Here is a 15,381-nt window from a genome sequence, read left to right as displayed (position 1 = left end):
CGCGCCGGACGCCAGATCCGACGCGCGGCCGTTGTCGTTTTCGCTTCAGTAGGTGAGCCGTTGCGGCTGCAGTTCCTGCAGGATCGTGGTGGCGATCTCCTCGATCGACTTGGTGGTGGTGCTCAGCCAGCGCACGCCGGCGCGCCGCATCATGGCCTCGGCCTCGCTGACCTCGTGGCGACAGTTCTCGATGCTGGCGTAGCGCGAGTTGGGCCGGCGTTCGTTGCGGATCTCGCTCAATCGCTCGGGCTGGATCGTCAGGCCGAACATCTTCTTGCGATGGGGCAGCAGCGCGGGAGGCAACTGCCGGCGGTCGAAATCCTCGGGGATCAACGGGTAGTTGGCCGCCTTCAGGCCGTGCTGCATGGCCAGGTAGAGCGAGGTCGGCGTCTTGCCGCTGCGGCTTACGCCCACCAGGATCACGTCGGCGCCCTGCAGGTCGCGATTGCTCTGGCCGTCGTCGTGCTGCAGGCTGAAGTCGATCGCGGCGATGCGGTCGTTGTATTCCTTGCTCTTGCTCACGTCGCTGAAGCGGCCGATGCGGTGGTTCGACTTCATCGCCAGTTCGATCTCCAGCGGTCGCACGAAGGTGCCGAACATGTCGAGCAGCATGCCCTTGCAGCCGGTCTCGATCACCTCCAGCACCTCCATGTTGGCCAGCGTGGTGAAGACGATGGGTCGCTGACCTTCGATCTCCGCCGTGTGGTTGATCTGCCGGACCGCCTGATGCGCCTTGTCGACGGTGTCCGTGAACGGCAGCCGGATGTGCCGCGGCTTGAACTCGAACTGCGCCAGAACGGCATTGCCGAAGGTCTCGGCCGTGATGCCGGTGCCGTCGGAGACGAAGAAAACGGAACGAGTTGTCATATTCAGCGGCCTTGTCCTAAGGCGTTTTCAAAGGTGTCGCGCCTACAATCGAAAGCATTATCGGGATTTGGTCCGGCCCGGTCAGTCCTTCGAGGCCCCTTTCGCGCCCGACTCCACGCATCCGATCCTGCACATCTTTGTTCTCCATGCCCGCCGCCCTCGCACCCCAAGCAACGACAACGATCGTGCAGCGCGTTCGCCATGGAGACCCGCTTTCAACTTCTGGAGCTTTCCCATGTCTGCACTTTTCGAAGCGACCGCCCTGGTCGTACCGTTTGAAAACCTGAGGATGACCGACGTCGAGTCGGTCGGCGGCAAGAACGCCAGCCTCGGCGAGATGATCTCCCAGCTGCCCCAGGGCGTGCGCGTCCCCACCGGCTTCGCCACCACGGCGCATGCGTTCCGCCAGTTCCTGGCCCACGACGGGCTGGCCGACCGCATCAGCAAGCGCCTCGCCGCGCTCGATACCGAGGACGTGCGCGCCCTGGCCGTCGCTGGCGCCGAGATCCGCGGCATGGTCGAGGCACAGCCGTTTCCCGAGGACCTGCAGAAGGCTATCGGAGACGCTTTCGCCACCCTGAGCGCCGGCAATCCGGCCGCCTCCTTCGCCGTGCGTTCTTCGGCCACCGCCGAGGACCTGCCCGACGCCTCCTTCGCCGGCCAGCAGGAAACCTTCCTGAACGTGGTGGGCATCGACGACGTCCTGCACAAGATGAAGGAGGTCTTCGCCTCCCTCTACAACGACCGCGCCATCAGTTACCGGGTGCACAAGGGCTTCGCGCACGACGTGGTGGCCCTGTCGGCCGGCGTCCAGCGCATGGTCCGCTCCGACCTGGGCGCCGCCGGCGTCATGTTCACCATCGACACCGAGTCGGGCTTCGAGGACGTGGTCTTCATCACCTCCAGCTACGGCCTGGGCGAGACGGTGGTGCAGGGCGCCGTGAACCCGGACGAGTTCTACGTCCACAAGCAGACGCTCAAGGCCGGCAAGCGCGCGGTCATCCGCCGCAATCTGGGTTCCAAGTTGATCCAGATGGAGTTCGCGACGCCCGAGGAGAAGGCCGCGACCGGCAAGCTCGTCAAGACCACCGACGTCAAGACCGAGCAGCGCAACCGCTATTCGCTCTCCGACGCCGACGTCGAGCAGCTGGCGAAGTACGCCCTCGTCATCGAGGAACACTACGGCCGTCCGATGGACATCGAGTGGGGCAAGGACGGCACCGATGGCCATCTCTACATCCTGCAGGCGCGCCCCGAGACGGTGAAGAGCCAGCAGCAGGGCAAGCCGGAGCAACGCTACAAGCTGCTAGGTCGCGGTGCCGTGCTGGCCGAAGGCCGTGCCATCGGCCAGAAGATCGGCACCGGCCCGGTGCGCCTGGTCTACAACATCAGCGAGATGGACAAGGTCCAGGCCGGCGACGTGCTCGTCACCGACATGACCGACCCGAACTGGGAACCCGTCATGAAGCGCGCCAGCGCCATCGTGACGAACCGCGGCGGGCGCACCTGCCACGCGGCCATCATCGCGCGCGAACTGGGCATCCCGGCGGTGGTCGGCTGCGGCGACGCCACCGATCTGCTCAAGGAAGGCACGCTCGTCACGGTGAGCTGCGCCGAGGGCGACACCGGCTACATCTACGACGGCCTGCTGGAAACCGAGGTGACCGAAGTCCAGCGCGGCGAGATGGCGCCCATCGACCTGAAGATCATGATGAACGTCGGCAATCCGCAGCTGGCCTTCGACTTCGCGCAGCTGCCCAACCACGGCGTGGGTCTGGCCCGGCTCGAATTCATCATCAACAACAACATCGGCGTGCATCCGAAGGCGATCCTCGACTATCCGAATGTCGACGCCGACCTGAAGAAGGCGGTCGAGTCGGTGGCCCGTGGCCACGCCTCGCCGCGCGCGTTCTACGTCGACAAGGTGGCCGAAGGCATCGCCACGATCGCCGCGGCCTTCTGGCCCAAGCCGGTGATCGTGCGCCTGTCGGACTTCAAGTCCAACGAATACCGCAAGCTGATCGGCGGCAGCCGCTACGAGCCGGAAGAAGAGAACCCGATGCTGGGCTTCCGTGGCGCGGCGCGCTACGTGAGCGAGGAATTCCGCGAGGCGTTCCTGATGGAGTGCGAAGCGCTCAAGCGCGTGCGCAACGACATGGGCCTGACCAACGTCCAGATCATGGTGCCCTTCGTGCGCACCCTGAAGCAGGCCGAGCGCGTGACCGGCCTGCTGGCCGAGCAGGGCCTCGAGCGCGGCGAGAACGAACTCAAGATCATCATGATGTGCGAGGTGCCGAGCAACGCCATCCTGGCCGACGAGTTCCTCGAATTCTTCGACGGCTTCTCGATCGGATCGAACGACCTGACGCAGCTCACGCTGGGCCTGGACCGCGATTCCGGCCTCGAACTGCTCGCCGCCGACTTTGACGAGCGCGATCCGGCCGTCAAGGCCATGCTCAGCCGCGCCATCACGGCGTGCAAGTCGAAGGGCAAGTACGTCGGCATCTGCGGCCAAGGTCCGAGCGACCATCCGGACTTCGCGCTGTGGCTGGCCGACCAGGGGATCGAGTCGATCTCGCTGAATCCCGACAGCGTGATCGACACGTGGCAGCAGCTTTCCAAGCGCTGAAAACCTACAGCGGCTCCGACACGCTATAATCGTCGGCTTTGCCTTGCCACACCGCGCCGACGCTGCGGGTGGCTTCACCCCTTCTACGGAAGACCCACAAGGAGCGCCAATGCGTCATTACGAAATCATTTTGCTGATCCATCCGGATCAGAGCGAGCAGGTTCCGGCCATGCTGGAGCGCTACAAGGGCCTGATCACCACCGGCGGTGGCAAGGTCCATCGCGTGGAAGACTGGGGCCGCCGTCAGCTGGCCTACCAGATCAACAAGCTCAGCAAGGCGCACTACCTGTGCGTCAACATCGAGGCCGAGCAGGCCGTGATGGCCGAGCTGGAGCACGCCTTCAAGTTCAACGACGCCGTCCTGCGCCACCTCACCGTGGTAAAGAAGAAGGCCGACACCGGCCCGTCGTCGATGATGAAGACCGTCGAACGCGAAGAAGCCCGCAAGGCCCAGCAGGCCGAGTACGCCGCTGCCAACAACAGCAACTGACGATGTGACGGGTGCGCCGACGCCTGCTGCGGTCAATCAGCTCCTGCTGACCGCCTGCGTCGCCGAACTCGGTGTCCTGCGATTCACGCCTGCCGGCTTGCCGGCCGTCGATCTGAGGCTCGAACATGAGTCCACCGTCGATGAAGCCGGAAAACCCCGGCAGGTGAAGGCGGCCCTGAAGGCCGTCGCGTTCGGCGCAGTGGCCGAACGCCTCGCAAGACAGGCGATGGGAAGCCACTGGCGGTTCCGGGGGTTCCTCGCCACGCCGGGCAACGCCAAGCATCCCGTGCTGCACGTCCAGGATTTTCAGCAAGATTAATTTTCGAAGAGAGGTCCGGAAATGGCCACGTTCAAGAAATTCAACAAAGACAAGCGCCCGAAGCGCAACACCCAGTCGCTGCTGTTCAAGCGCAAGCGCTTCTGCCGCTTCACCGTTGCCGGTGTCGAAGAGATCGACTACAAGGACATCGACACCCTGCGCGATTTCATCGGCGAGAACGGCAAGATCATCCCCGCGCGCCTGACCGGCACGCGCGCGATCTACCAGCGCCAGCTCAACACCGCCATCAAGCGCGCGCGCTTCCTGGCCATGGTGCCGTACAGCGACCAGCACCGCGTCTAAGGAAGAAACCATCATGCAAGTCATTCTTCTGGACAAGGTCGTCAACCTCGGCTCGCTCGGCGAGATCGTCAAGGTCAAGGACGGCTACGCACGCAACTTCCTGATCCCCTCGGGCCGCGCACGCCGCGCCACCGAAGCGAACAAGGCTGAATTCGAAGCCAAGCGCGTCGAGCTCGAAAAGGCCGCCGCCGCCAAGCTGGCCGAGTCGCAAGCCCAGGGCGAGAAGCTCGCCGGCACCAGCGTCAAGATCACGCAGAAGGCGGGCGTCGACGGCCGCCTGTTCGGCTCCGTCACCAACCACGACGTGGCCGACGAGCTCAACAAGCTGGGCTACAAGGTCGTGAAGTCGCAGATCCGTCTGCCCAACGGCCCGATCAAGACCACCGGCGACAGCACGGTCAGCGTCTCTCTGCACACCGACGTGGTGGTCGACATCAACGTGACGGTCTACGGCGAAACCGCCTGATCGTCGGGTCCGGCGGTATCTTCGGATGCCGTCGAATCCTGGAGCGTCCGGGTTCGTTCCCTTGTCGCTCCTTGAAAGCCGCCCTCGGGCGGCTTTGTCTTTGGCGCTGCACGCATCGTCTTGTCCCGGGCTTCGCACCGGAAAACCACTGCTTATCCACAGCGTTATCCCGTGACGCTGAGGTCTGCGCGCCGTAGCATGCAACGCTGCTTCCCATCGAAGGTTCCATGTCCGCTGTCTTTTCCCACGCCGAGAACGATTCGTCGAACGACCGACAGGTCGCCCAGCTGCGCATTCCGCCGCACTCGATCGAGGCCGAGTCGAGCGTGCTGGGCGGGTTGCTGCTCGACAACGGCGCTTGGGACCGCATGGGCGATCTGCTGGTCGACGGCGATTTCTACCGTTTCGAGCACAAGCTGATCTACGCGGCCATCGGCACGCTGATCAACGCGTCCAAGCCGGCGGACGTGATCACGGTGTTCGAACAGCTCAAGAACCTCGGCAAGGCCGAGGAGACCGGCGGACTGATCTACCTGAATTCGCTCGCGCAGTACGTGCCGAGCGCGAGCAACATCCGCCGCTACGCGGAGATCGTGCGCGAGCGCTCGATCCTGCGCAAGCTGGTGTCGGCGGCCGACGAGATCGCCACCAACGCCTTCAACACCCAAGGCAAGGCGGTCGACAAGATCCTCGACGAAGCCGAGCAGAAGATCTTCAACATCGGCGAGGAAGGCTCGCGGATGAAGCAGGGCTTCCAGGGCATGGATTCCCTGGTGGTCGACCTGCTCGACCGCGTGACCGAGATGGCCGACAACCCCAACGACATCACCGGCGTGCCGACGGGTTTCATCGACCTCGACCGCATGACTTCCGGCTTCCAGGCCGGCGACATGGTGGTGCTGGCGGCGCGGCCGTCGATGGGCAAGACCGCGCTGGCGATCAACATCGCCGAGCACGTGGCGCTCAACGAGGGCCTGCCGGTGGCGGTGTTCTCGATGGAGATGGGCGCCTCGCAGCTCGCCGTGCGGATCGTCGGCTCGATCGGCCGCATCGATCAGACCCACCTGCGCACCGGCAAGCTGACCGACGAGGAATGGCCGCGCTTGACCGAGGCGATCGAAAAGCTGCGCAACATCTCGCTGCACATCGACGAGACGCCCGGCCTGACGACGAGCGAGTTGCGCGCCAATGCCCGGCGCCTCTCGCGCACCTGCGGCCAGCTCGGGCTGATCGTGGTCGACTACCTGCAGCTCATGAGCGTGTCGACCAGCATGAACGACGAGAACCGCGCCACGGCGGTCGGCGAGATCTCGCGCGGCCTGAAGATGCTGGCCAAGGAGCTGAAGTGCCCGGTGATCGCGCTGTCGCAGCTCAGCCGCGGCGTCGAGAGCCGCACCGACAAGCGCCCGATGATGAGCGACCTGCGCGAGTCCGGCGCCATTGAGCAGGATGCCGACGTGATCATGTTCATCTACCGCGACGACTACTACAACAAGGACTCCAAGGAGCCGGGCGTCGCCGAGGTCATCATCAGCAAGCAGCGCAACGGCCCCACAGGCACCGTCAAGCTCGCGTTCCTCAAGCCGATCACCAAGTTCGAGAGCCTGGCGAGCGGCAGTTACGGCAGCGAGTACTGAACGCGACTTCGCGTCACGCTACGCGATGCGGTCTGCGGACGGTCGTGCGCAGTCACAGGCACGTACCCGGCGCAGCAGGTCGGCCAGCGTCTTGCCGGCTTCGTCGCCGAAACGCTCCGGCAGCACCTCGACACGCTCCATGCGATCGATCCTGAAGCTGCGGAAGTCCTGGCGCAACTCGCACCAGGCCGCCAGCGTCCACACCGCGCCCCAGTAGAAGCAGCCCAGGGGTCGCACCGTGCGCTGGCTGACTGCGGCGTCGGCAGTCCGGTAGTTCAGCCGCAGCCTGTGACGCGACTGAGCCGCTTCGCGCAACTTGCGCAGGCTGGCGCGGGCGGCGATGTCCAGACCCGGCGCCGGGGCGTGGAGGGCCAGGGCCTCGGCCGACGCGCGCGCTTCGCGTGGCAGCACCGAAAGGACCTTGCCAAGGGCGCTTTCGATGTCGTTCGCCAGTGCCGGATCGACCCAGCGCCGTGCGAGGCGGGCCGCTGCCACCAGCGCACCGGCTTCGCCGCGTGTGAACATCAGCGGTGGCACGTCGAAGCCAGCACCCATGCGATAGCCGGTGCCGGCTTCGCCGTCGATCGGCACGCCTTGATGCTGCAGGTGCGCGATGTCGCGATAGACCGTGCGTGCCGACACTTCCAGCCGCTGGGCGAGGAATGCCGCCGTGGTGAGCCGGCGACCGCGGATCAGCTGGACGATCTGGAACAGGCGGTCGGCGCGGCGCATGGCGTCATGGATGGGCGGCTCGGTGCATCGGCGGATGATGTTTGCCAGTCACCATGCACGAGGTTCAATCCGCTGCGTGGAGGCCGACGAGGTTGCCATGCGGATCTTCCACATGAGCGAAATAGCCGATGCCCGGACCGATGTGCGTGCGCTGCGTCACCACACGTCCGCCGGCCGATACGGCGCGGTCCAACGAGGCTTGCACGCTGGGCTCGCAATTCAGATAGACGAGCGTGCCGCCATTGGTGGCGCGGTGCCCGGTGCGCTCGACCAAGCAGCCGCCGGCACCCGGCTTCTCGTGAATGAAGACCGCGATGGTCTCGCCACCGGCATCCGTCGTGCCGCGCATCGGGCGATCGAGCATCTGCTCGTAGAAGGGCCGCGAGGTCGCCAGATCGGCGACCGGGATCTCGAACCAGGTATTGGCGCTGTGAACGTGCATGGAAGGCTCCTTGAAGTGGGGGAGTCCCGATGCTGCAGCCGTGCTCCTGACAACGTTCTGTCAGCAGTCCGGACAGTCGCCTGCAGGCGGCTGAAAAAAGCCCGCGCGGCCTTGCGGCAGCGCGGGCTCGTTCCGGCGGCACGAAGGCCGTCAGAGCACTTCGCTCGCGAAGTCCGCCAGCCGGGAACGCTCGCCGCGCGCCAGCGTGATGTGCCCGCTGTGCGGCCAGCCCTTGAACTTGTCGACCGCGAAGGTCAGGCCCGACGAGCCCTCGGTGAGGTAGGGCGTGTCGATCTGCGCCAAGTTGCCCATGCAGATGATCTTGGTACCCGGACCCGCGCGCGTGATGAGCGTCTTCATCTGCTTGGGCGTCAGGTTCTGCGCCTCGTCGATGATCACGTACTTGTTGAGGAAGGTGCGACCGCGCATGAAGTTCATGCTCTTGATCTTGATGCGGCTGCGGATCAGCTCGTTGGTGGCGGCGCGGCCCCATTCGCCGGCACCGCCGCCGTCGCCCTTGGCCAGGAATTCGAGATTGTCGTCGAGCGCGCCCATCCACGGACCCATCTTCTCTTCCTCGGTACCCGGCAGGAAACCGATGTCCTCGCCGACGCTCACGGTCGCGCGCGTCATGATGATTTCGGTGTAGCGGCGGTCGTCGAGCACCTGCGTGAGGCCGGAGGCCAGCGCCATCAGCGTCTTGCCGGTGCCGGCCGTGCCAGCGAGCGTGACGAAGTCGATGTCCGGGTCCATCAGCACGTTCATCGCGAAGTTCTGCTCGCGGTTCTTGGTCGCCACGCCCCAGACGGCGTTCTTCGCCGAGCCGTAGTCCTTGAGCGTCTTGAACACCGCCGTCTTGTCGCGGATTTCCGTCACGCGCGCGTACATGCTCGGCTCGCCGGGCGCTTCGAAGAAGACGAACTGGTTGATGTGCAGGTTCGGCACGATCGGCCCGCTGATGCGGTAGAAGGTGCTGCTGCCGCTCTGCCAGCTCTCCACCGTCTTGCTCTGCCGCGTCCAGAAGTCCGGCGGCAGCGCCAGCGAACCGGCGTAGAGGAGGTCGCCGTCCTCGAGCGTCTTGTCGTTCTGGTAGTCGTCGGTCGCCAGGCCCAGCGCGCGCGCCTTGACGCGCATGTTGATGTCCTTGGACACCAGCACCACGTCGCGCTTCGGCTGACCCGGACGGTCCTCGGCATGGAGTTCGCTCAGGGCCTGGACCACGCCCAGGATCTGGTTGTCGGCCTTGCCCTGCGGCAGGCTGGTGGGCAGCGAATAGTCCAGCGGCGAGGTCTGGAAGAACAGCTTGCCGCCGGCCTCGCGGTGACCGGTGGTGTCGAGCTTCAGGCCCTTGGCGATGTCCGCGCCCTGGGCGCCGGCGAGGGCGTCGAGCGTGCGGCTGGTCTGGCGGCCGTTGCGCGCGACCTCGGTGGTGCCCTTCTTGTGGCCGTCGAGTTCCTCCAGCACGATCATCGGCAGGAAGACGTCGTGCTCCTCGAAGCGGAACAGGCACATCGGATCGTGCAGGAGCACGTTGGTATCGAGCACGAACAGCTTGGACGCACCGCCCTGGCGCGCCGTGCGACGCGAGCGGGTGGTTTCCTGCGCGTCGCCACGCTCGACGCGCGCACGGGCCGCGGGCACCGACGCCGGCGAGGGTTCGGGCAGGCCCGGTGCCGGGGCACGTGCCTGGATGTCATCGCCGACGGGCGCCGAGACCATCGGGGCCGGTGTCGGGGTCACCGTGCGGTTGCCTCGCCTGCGGGAGGTGCCGCGTGCTGCGGTGCGTTCCTGCTGCATGGGCGCATCTGCGACTTCGCCATCGGTCGAAGCGACCTTGGCGACGGCGTCCGTATCGGTTGCCGACTGCGCTGCGGGGCGGGACTTGGTTTCGATCTGCTGTGCCGGTTCGGCGCCGGTCACATGGCCGAACGCGCGTGGCGAGGTCGACACGGCCGGTGCGGCCACGATCTCGCCACCAGCATGGACGGACTCGTTCCGATCAAGCGCGACGGAATTCTGCAGGCTGTCGTCGCGCACATCCTCAAGGGCTCGCGTGCTGCTGCCGCGACGCGAAGATTTGTGCGAGGAACGCGCGGGTGCATCGAGCGCATCGGGTGAAAGAAGGGCTGCGCGTTTCGTGGGTGCGGGAGGCAAGGGCATGAGGCGTTCTGCTCGCAAGATGAAAAGGGCCAGAAAGCGAAAAAGCCGCCTGGAAACCAGAGCGGCTTTGTTCGGAGGATGCAGTCGGAGCGCTCAAAGGCATAAGTTCATTATGCACATCGCACCTGCCCGAGGCAGGGCCGTGGAATCAGGCGGGTTTCTTCAGGGCCTTCACGGCCTTGAGGACGTCGTCGACGTGGCCCGGTACCTTCAAGCCGCGCCATTCGGCCTTCAGGATGCCATCGGCGCCGACCAGGAAGGTGCTTCGCTCGATGCCCTTGACCTTCTTGCCGTACATGATCTTGTTCTTGACCACGCCGAACATGTGGCACATCTTCTCTTCGGTGTCGGCGATGAGTTCGAACGGCAGTTCGAGCTTGGCCTTGAACTCCTCGTGGGACTTCATGTTGTCGCGCGACACACCGAAGACGGTGGCGCCGGCCTTGACGAAATCTTTGTAGCGGTCACGGAACTGCATGGCTTCCGTGGTGCAGCCCGGCGTGTTGTCCTTGGGATAGAAATACATCACCAGAACGTGCCCGAGGTGCGAAGTGTTCGAAACCTTCAGACCGCCGGTGGCGGTGGATTCGAACTCGGGAATGGGTTTGTTGACAACGATCGCCATGAAACTTGTTTTCTCCGTTGGGTTCCATCGCGGGGCCGCGCCGCTGGGGCGATGGGGGATTGGTCGTTGCTCACTTTGGGGGCGGATCGGGCAGGCGGATCGCCAAGTCGCAAGCCTGCGATTTTAACGCGAAATGTTTCTCAAGTTCCACCCGAGGGGCGCTCCACCAGCAGGGCGGCCACGACGCGGCGCCCTTCGGCGGCCAGAATGTTGTAGGTGCGGCAGGCCGCCGCGGTGTCCATGGTTTCGACCCCCGTGCGACGGGCCATGAGCGGCTGCAGCCACGAAGGGTGCGGGAAACGCAGGCGTGCTCCGCTGCCGAAGATCACCATCTCCGCATCCAGCGTCGCCAATTGGGCGAAGTGCTCGGCGCCTAGCGTCTCGAAGCTCGCGCAGTCCCAGGCCAGACGCTCGCCACCAGCGCTCACGATGACGCTGGACTCGAGGCGTTCGTGGTTGATCGCGATCCAGCCCGGGCCGTACGCGGTGATGGTCTGGACCTCGGATTTGTCGGGCTGAAGCTTCATTGGGGCGTCGTGGAACTGTGGTCAAATTATAGGTTTTCCCCTGTGTGGGCAGCCCTCGGAGGGACTTTGAAGCAGCTCAAGAAATCGGCCAAGCTGGCCAACGTGCTCTACGACATCCGCGGCCCCATCATGGACGCCGCCAAGCAGATGGAGGAAGAGGGCCAGAAGATCATCAAGCTCAACATTGGCAACCTCGCCGTGTTCGGCTTCGACGCCCCCGAGGAAGTCCAGCAGGACATGATCCGCAACCTGCCGGCGTCGGCGGGCTATTCCGACAGCAAGGGCATCTTCGCGGCGCGCAAGGCCGTCATGCACGAGACGCAGAAGCAGGGCATTGCGGGCGTGACGCTCGACGACATCTACCTGGGCAACGGCGCGAGCGAACTGATCGCCATGTCCACCAACGCGCTGCTCGACGACGGCGACGAGCTGCTGGTGCCGGCCCCCGACTACCCGCTGTGGACCGCGTCGACGAGCTTGTCGGGCGGCCGTCCGGTGCATTACCTGTGCGACGAGGACAACGGCTGGATGCCCGACCTGGCCGACATCCGCGCCAAGATCACCCCGCGCACCAAGGGCATCGTCGTCATCAACCCCAACAACCCGACCGGCGCGCTGTATTCCGAAGGATTGCTGCGCGGCATCGTCGACATCGCGCGCGAGCACGGCCTGGTGATCTTCGCCGACGAGGTCTACGACAAGGTGCTCTACGACGGCGTGCGCCACACGGCCATCGCCAGCCTGTCCAACGACGTGCTCACGCTGACCTTCAACTCGCTGTCCAAGAGCTACCGCTCGTGCGGCTACCGCGCCGGCTGGCTGGTGGTCTCGGGCGACAAGAAGGTGGCGCGCGACTACATCGAGGGGCTCAACATGCTCTCGAACATGCGCCTGTGCGCCAACGTGCCGGGCCAGTGGGCGATCCAGACGGCGCTCGGCGGCTACCAGAGCATCAAGGACCTGGTGGGCACGGGCGGTCGGCTGCGCCGCCAGCGCGACCTGGCCTACGAGCTCATCACCGCGATCCCCGGCGTGACCTGCGTCAAGCCCGTGGCGGCGCTCTACATGTTCCCGAAGCTCGACCCCAAGGTCTATCCGATCGAGGACGACCGCCAGTTCTTCCTCGAACTGCTCAAGGAGACCAAGGTGATGCTGGTGCAGGGCACCGGCTTCAACTGGGCCACCCCCGACCACTTCCGCATCGTCTTCCTGCCGCACGAGGAAGATCTCCGCGAGGCGATCGAGCGCATCGCGAAGTTCCTCGAGCGCTATCGCAACCGCCTGCGTCTGGCCGCCACGGCCTGACGTCTCACTCGACGCCGCGGCCGCTCCTCCCGCACCCCCGGTGCGACCGTCGAGCCGTCCGGCGTCCCGCTCCGTTTCCTTGACATGACTGCTGTATCCATGAAACCCATCCAAGTCGGCCTGTTGGGCATCGGCACCGTCGGCAGCGGCACTTTCAACGTGCTGCGCCGCAACCAGGAAGAGATCAAGCGCCGCGCCGGCCGCGGCATCGAGATCACGATGGTGGCCGACCTCGACGTCGAGCGTGCCCGCGCCGCCGTGGGCGACGGCGCGCGCGTCGTTGCCGATGCGCGCGAAGTCATCGCCAACCCCGACATCGACATCGTCGTCGAACTGATCGGCGGCTATGGCATCGCCCGCCAGCTGGTGCTCGAGGCCATCGCCGCCGGCAAGCACGTGGTGACGGCCAACAAGGCATTGCTGGCCGTGCACGGCACCGAGATCTTCGCCGCCGCCCAGCAGCAGGGCGTGATGGTCGCCTTCGAGGCGGCCGTGGCCGGCGGCATCCCGATCATCAAGGCATTGCGCGAGGGCCTGACGGCCAACAGCATCCAATGGATCGCCGGCATCATCAACGGCACCACCAACTTCATCCTCTCGGAGATGCGCGACAAGGGGCTCGACTTCGCGACCGTGCTCAAGGAAGCGCAGCGCCTGGGCTACGCCGAGGCCGATCCGACCTTCGACATCGAGGGCGTCGACGCCGCCCACAAAATCACGCTGATGAGCGCCATCGCCTTCGGCATGCCGGTGCAGTTCGACAAGGCGCACGTCGAGGGCATCACCCAGCTCGCCGCGCAGGACATCAAGTACGCCGAACAACTCGGCTACCGCATCAAGCTGCTGGGCATCACGCGCCGCGCCGCCGGCGGCATCGAACTGCGCGTGCACCCGGCGCTGGTGCCGGCCAAGCGGCTGCTGGCCAACGTCGAGGGCGCGATGAACGCGGTCGTCGTGCACGGCGACGCCGTCGGCACCACGCTCTACTACGGCAAGGGCGCCGGCAGCGAGCCCACGGCCAGCGCCGTGATCGCCGACCTGGTCGACATCACGCGCCTGCACACGGCCGATGCCGCGCAGCGCGTGCCGCACCTCGCGTTCCACCCCGACGCCATGAACGACCACCTCGACGTCGTTCCGATGCGCGAGGTCGTCACCAGCTACTACCTGCGCCTGCGCGTGGCCGACGAGGCCGGCGTGCTGGCCAAGGTCACCGGCCTGCTGGCCGAGGCCGGCATCAGCATCGACGCCGTGCTCCAGCGCGAGGCCGACGAGATCGGCGGCGAGGGCTCGACCCAGACGGACGTCATCATCCTGACCCACGACACGCGCGAAGGCACGCTCGACGACGCCATCGCCGAACTGCAGGCCCTGCCGACCGTGCTCGCGCCGATCGTGCGGCTGCGCAAGGAAGAGCTGAGCTGATGCACTACCTCTCCACCCGCGGCGACGCCACCCCCCGCCGCTTCTGCGACATCCTGCTCGAGGGCCTGGCGCCCGACGGCGGCCTGTACCTGCCGGCGCACTACCCACAGGTCGACGCGGCCACCCTCGGGCGCTGGCGCGCGCTGCCCTATGCCGAGCTGGCCTTCGAGATCCTCTCGCTCTACATCGACGACATCCCGGCGACCGACCTGCGTGCCCTGTGCGCGAAGACGTACACGGCCGAGGTCTTCGGCAGCGCCGAGATCGTGCCGCTGCGCGAGCTGGAGGACGGCACCTACCTGGAAGCCTTGTCCAACGGCCCCACGCTGGCCTTCAAGGACATGGCGATGCAGTTGCTGGGCAACCTGTTCGAGTACGAACTGGGCCGCCGCGGCGAGACGCTCAACATCCTCGGCGCCACCAGCGGCGACACCGGCAGCGCGGCCGAGTACGCGATGCGCGGCAAGCAGGGCATCCGCGTCTTCATGACCTCGCCGGACGGCCGCATGAGCCCGTTCCAGCAGGCGCAGATGTTCAGCCTGCAGGACGCCAACATCCACAACATCGCCATCGAGGGCGTGTTCGACGATTGCCAGGACATCGTCAAGGCGGTCTCCAACGACCTGCCGTTCAAGCGTCAGTACCGCATCGGCACGGTCAACTCGATCAACTGGGCGCGCCTGCTGGCGCAGGTCGTCTACTACTTCGCGGGCTACTTCCAGGCCACGGGTTCGAACGACCGGCAGGTCAGCTTCTCGGTGCCCTCGGGCAACTTCGGCAACGTCTGCGCCGGCCACGTGGCGCGCATGATGGGTCTGCCGATCCGCACGCTGGTGGTGGCCACCAATGAGAACGACGTGCTCGACGAGTTTTTCCGCACCGGCGTCTACCGCGTGCGCTCGGCGGCCGACACGCACGAGACGTCGAGCCCGTCGATGGACATCAGCAAGGCGAGCAACTTCGAACGCTTCGCTTTCGACCTGCTCGGCCGCGACGGCGTGCTCACGCGCAACCTGTTCGAGGGCGAGCTCGGCCGCCACGGCTTCTTCGACCTCAGCGCCGATCCGCGCTTCGCCGAGGCCGCCACGCGCTTCGGCTTCGCCAGCAGCCGCAGCACGCACGCCGACCGCCTGGCGACCATCCGCGACACCGACCGGCGCTTCGCCACCCTGATCGACACGCACACCGCCGACGGCCTGAAGGCCGCGCGCGAGCACCTGACGCCCGGCGTGCCGATGATCGTGCTGGAGACGGCATTGCCGATCAAGTTCGCCGCCACCATCGTCGAGGCCCTGGGCCACGAGCCGGATCGGCCGGTGAAGTTCGAGGGCATCGAGGCCCTGCCCAAGCGCGTGCACAAGCTCGCCGCCGACGCGCGGGCCGTCAAGGCCTACATCGCGCAGCACTGCGACGCGGTCAGCGCGTGAGGCGCGCGCGCCCTTCGCTCCGGCCGG

Annotated in this window: 15 protein-coding genes; 9 read left to right on the top strand and 6 right to left on the bottom strand. The window is 66.0% G+C overall.

Features of this window, described 5'->3' with window-relative positions; all coding sequences use genetic code 11:
* Positions 1–45: 45 nt before the first annotated feature.
* On the bottom strand, positions 46–867 hold the full coding sequence (ppsR, locus tag ABID77_RS11255; RefSeq protein WP_296307805.1) for a posphoenolpyruvate synthetase regulatory kinase/phosphorylase PpsR: 822 nt from the start codon (positions 865–867) through the stop codon (positions 46–48).
* Positions 868–1,102: 235 nt separating this feature from the next.
* On the opposite strand from ppsR, the gene ppsA reads away from it, so the two are divergent.
* The 6 genes from ppsA (at position 1,103) to dnaB (ending at position 6,711) form a co-directional block, all read left to right on the top strand.
* Positions 1,103–3,496 carry a phosphoenolpyruvate synthase gene (gene ppsA, locus ABID77_RS11250; RefSeq protein ID WP_429595262.1) on the top strand — a complete coding sequence of 798 codons (2,394 nt, stop codon included), beginning with the start codon at positions 1,103–1,105 and terminating at the stop codon, positions 3,494–3,496.
* A 109-nt stretch (positions 3,497–3,605) separates the two neighbouring features.
* Positions 3,606–3,986, top strand: coding sequence for a 30S ribosomal protein S6 (rpsF, locus tag ABID77_RS11245; RefSeq protein WP_296311039.1), 381 nt, complete (start codon positions 3,606–3,608; stop codon positions 3,984–3,986).
* Positions 3,987–3,990: 4 nt separating this feature from the next.
* A complete protein-coding gene (gene priB, locus ABID77_RS11240) occupies positions 3,991–4,305 on the top strand; it encodes a primosomal replication protein N (RefSeq protein WP_429595259.1) in 315 nt (104 codons plus the stop codon).
* A 21-nt stretch (positions 4,306–4,326) separates the two neighbouring features.
* A complete protein-coding gene (rpsR, locus tag ABID77_RS11235) occupies positions 4,327–4,608 on the top strand; it encodes a 30S ribosomal protein S18 (RefSeq protein ID WP_286546009.1) in 282 nt (93 codons plus the stop codon).
* Between the two features lie 13 nt (positions 4,609–4,621).
* Positions 4,622–5,074, top strand: a complete 453-nt coding sequence (gene rplI / locus ABID77_RS11230; RefSeq protein ID WP_429595257.1) for a 50S ribosomal protein L9 — start codon at positions 4,622–4,624, stop codon at positions 5,072–5,074.
* A gap of 227 nt (positions 5,075–5,301) precedes the next feature.
* Positions 5,302–6,711: a replicative DNA helicase gene (dnaB, locus tag ABID77_RS11225; RefSeq protein ID WP_429595254.1), complete on the top strand. Its 1,410-nt coding sequence runs from the start codon at positions 5,302–5,304 to the stop codon at positions 6,709–6,711.
* An 18-nt stretch (positions 6,712–6,729) separates the two neighbouring features.
* Here the strand turns inward: dnaB and ABID77_RS11220 are convergent, their stop codons facing one another.
* The 5 genes from ABID77_RS11220 to ABID77_RS11200 form a co-directional block, all read right to left on the bottom strand.
* Positions 6,730–7,443 (bottom strand): helix-turn-helix transcriptional regulator, encoded by a 714-nt coding sequence (locus tag ABID77_RS11220; RefSeq protein ID WP_429595252.1) that lies wholly within the window; start codon positions 7,441–7,443, stop codon positions 6,730–6,732.
* Positions 7,444–7,507: 64 nt separating this feature from the next.
* Positions 7,508–7,885, bottom strand: coding sequence for a VOC family protein (locus tag ABID77_RS11215; protein WP_429595249.1), 378 nt, complete (start codon positions 7,883–7,885; stop codon positions 7,508–7,510).
* A 150-nt stretch (positions 7,886–8,035) separates the two neighbouring features.
* The gene (locus ABID77_RS11210; RefSeq protein WP_429595246.1) at positions 8,036–9,625 is read right to left on the bottom strand and encodes a PhoH family protein; all 1,590 of its coding nucleotides are present in this window, start codon (positions 9,623–9,625) and stop codon (positions 8,036–8,038) included.
* 568 nt (positions 9,626–10,193) lie between these two features.
* Positions 10,194–10,670 (bottom strand): peroxiredoxin, encoded by a 477-nt coding sequence (locus tag ABID77_RS11205; RefSeq protein WP_296307823.1) that lies wholly within the window; start codon positions 10,668–10,670, stop codon positions 10,194–10,196.
* Positions 10,671–10,810: 140 nt separating this feature from the next.
* Complete coding sequence (locus ABID77_RS11200; RefSeq protein WP_429595243.1) at positions 10,811–11,197, bottom strand: Mth938-like domain-containing protein; 387 nt, start codon at positions 11,195–11,197, stop codon at positions 10,811–10,813.
* A 66-nt stretch (positions 11,198–11,263) separates the two neighbouring features.
* Here ABID77_RS11200 and ABID77_RS11195 point away from each other — a divergent pair, with 66 nt between their 5' ends.
* The 3 genes from ABID77_RS11195 to thrC all read left to right on the top strand — a co-directional run bounded on the left by ABID77_RS11195 (position 11,264) and on the right by thrC (position 15,354).
* Positions 11,264–12,502, top strand: coding sequence for a pyridoxal phosphate-dependent aminotransferase (locus ABID77_RS11195; RefSeq protein WP_429595240.1), 1,239 nt, complete (start codon positions 11,264–11,266; stop codon positions 12,500–12,502).
* A gap of 99 nt (positions 12,503–12,601) precedes the next feature.
* Complete coding sequence (locus ABID77_RS11190; protein ID WP_429595238.1) at positions 12,602–13,927, top strand: homoserine dehydrogenase; 1,326 nt, start codon at positions 12,602–12,604, stop codon at positions 13,925–13,927.
* Complete coding sequence (thrC, locus tag ABID77_RS11185) at positions 13,927–15,354, top strand: threonine synthase (RefSeq protein WP_429595234.1); 1,428 nt, start codon at positions 13,927–13,929, stop codon at positions 15,352–15,354. The genes ABID77_RS11190 and thrC overlap by 1 nt, the downstream gene beginning before the upstream one ends.
* Positions 15,355–15,381: the final 27 nt, after the last annotated feature.

The organism is Variovorax sp. PvP013 (genome assembly GCF_050435945.1).
Taxonomy (GTDB): Bacteria; Pseudomonadota; Gammaproteobacteria; order Burkholderiales; family Burkholderiaceae_C; genus Variovorax.
Note: the sequence above shows the minus strand (reverse complement) of the source record. Positions and strands in the feature narration are given on the sequence as shown.

Coding starts and splice junctions, on each gene's coding strand:
- rpsF (WP_296311039.1), top strand. CDS start 3,606: ATGCGTCATTACGAAATCATTTTGCTGATCCATCCGGATCAGAGCGAG.
- thrC (WP_429595234.1), top strand. CDS start 13,927: ATGCACTACCTCTCCACCCGCGGCGACGCCACCCCCCGCCGCTTCTGC.
- ABID77_RS11215 (WP_429595249.1), bottom strand. CDS start 7,885: ATGCACGTTCACAGCGCCAATACCTGGTTCGAGATCCCGGTCGCCGAT.
- ABID77_RS11220 (WP_429595252.1), bottom strand. CDS start 7,443: ATGCGCCGCGCCGACCGCCTGTTCCAGATCGTCCAGCTGATCCGCGGT.
- rplI (WP_429595257.1), top strand. CDS start 4,622: ATGCAAGTCATTCTTCTGGACAAGGTCGTCAACCTCGGCTCGCTCGGC.
- rpsR (WP_286546009.1), top strand. CDS start 4,327: ATGGCCACGTTCAAGAAATTCAACAAAGACAAGCGCCCGAAGCGCAAC.
- ABID77_RS11200 (WP_429595243.1), bottom strand. CDS start 11,197: ATGAAGCTTCAGCCCGACAAATCCGAGGTCCAGACCATCACCGCGTAC.
- ABID77_RS11205 (WP_296307823.1), bottom strand. CDS start 10,670: ATGGCGATCGTTGTCAACAAACCCATTCCCGAGTTCGAATCCACCGCC.
- ppsA (WP_429595262.1), top strand. CDS start 1,103: ATGTCTGCACTTTTCGAAGCGACCGCCCTGGTCGTACCGTTTGAAAAC.
- ABID77_RS11190 (WP_429595238.1), top strand. CDS start 12,602: ATGAAACCCATCCAAGTCGGCCTGTTGGGCATCGGCACCGTCGGCAGC.
- ppsR (WP_296307805.1), bottom strand. CDS start 867: ATGACAACTCGTTCCGTTTTCTTCGTCTCCGACGGCACCGGCATCACG.
- dnaB (WP_429595254.1), top strand. CDS start 5,302: ATGTCCGCTGTCTTTTCCCACGCCGAGAACGATTCGTCGAACGACCGA.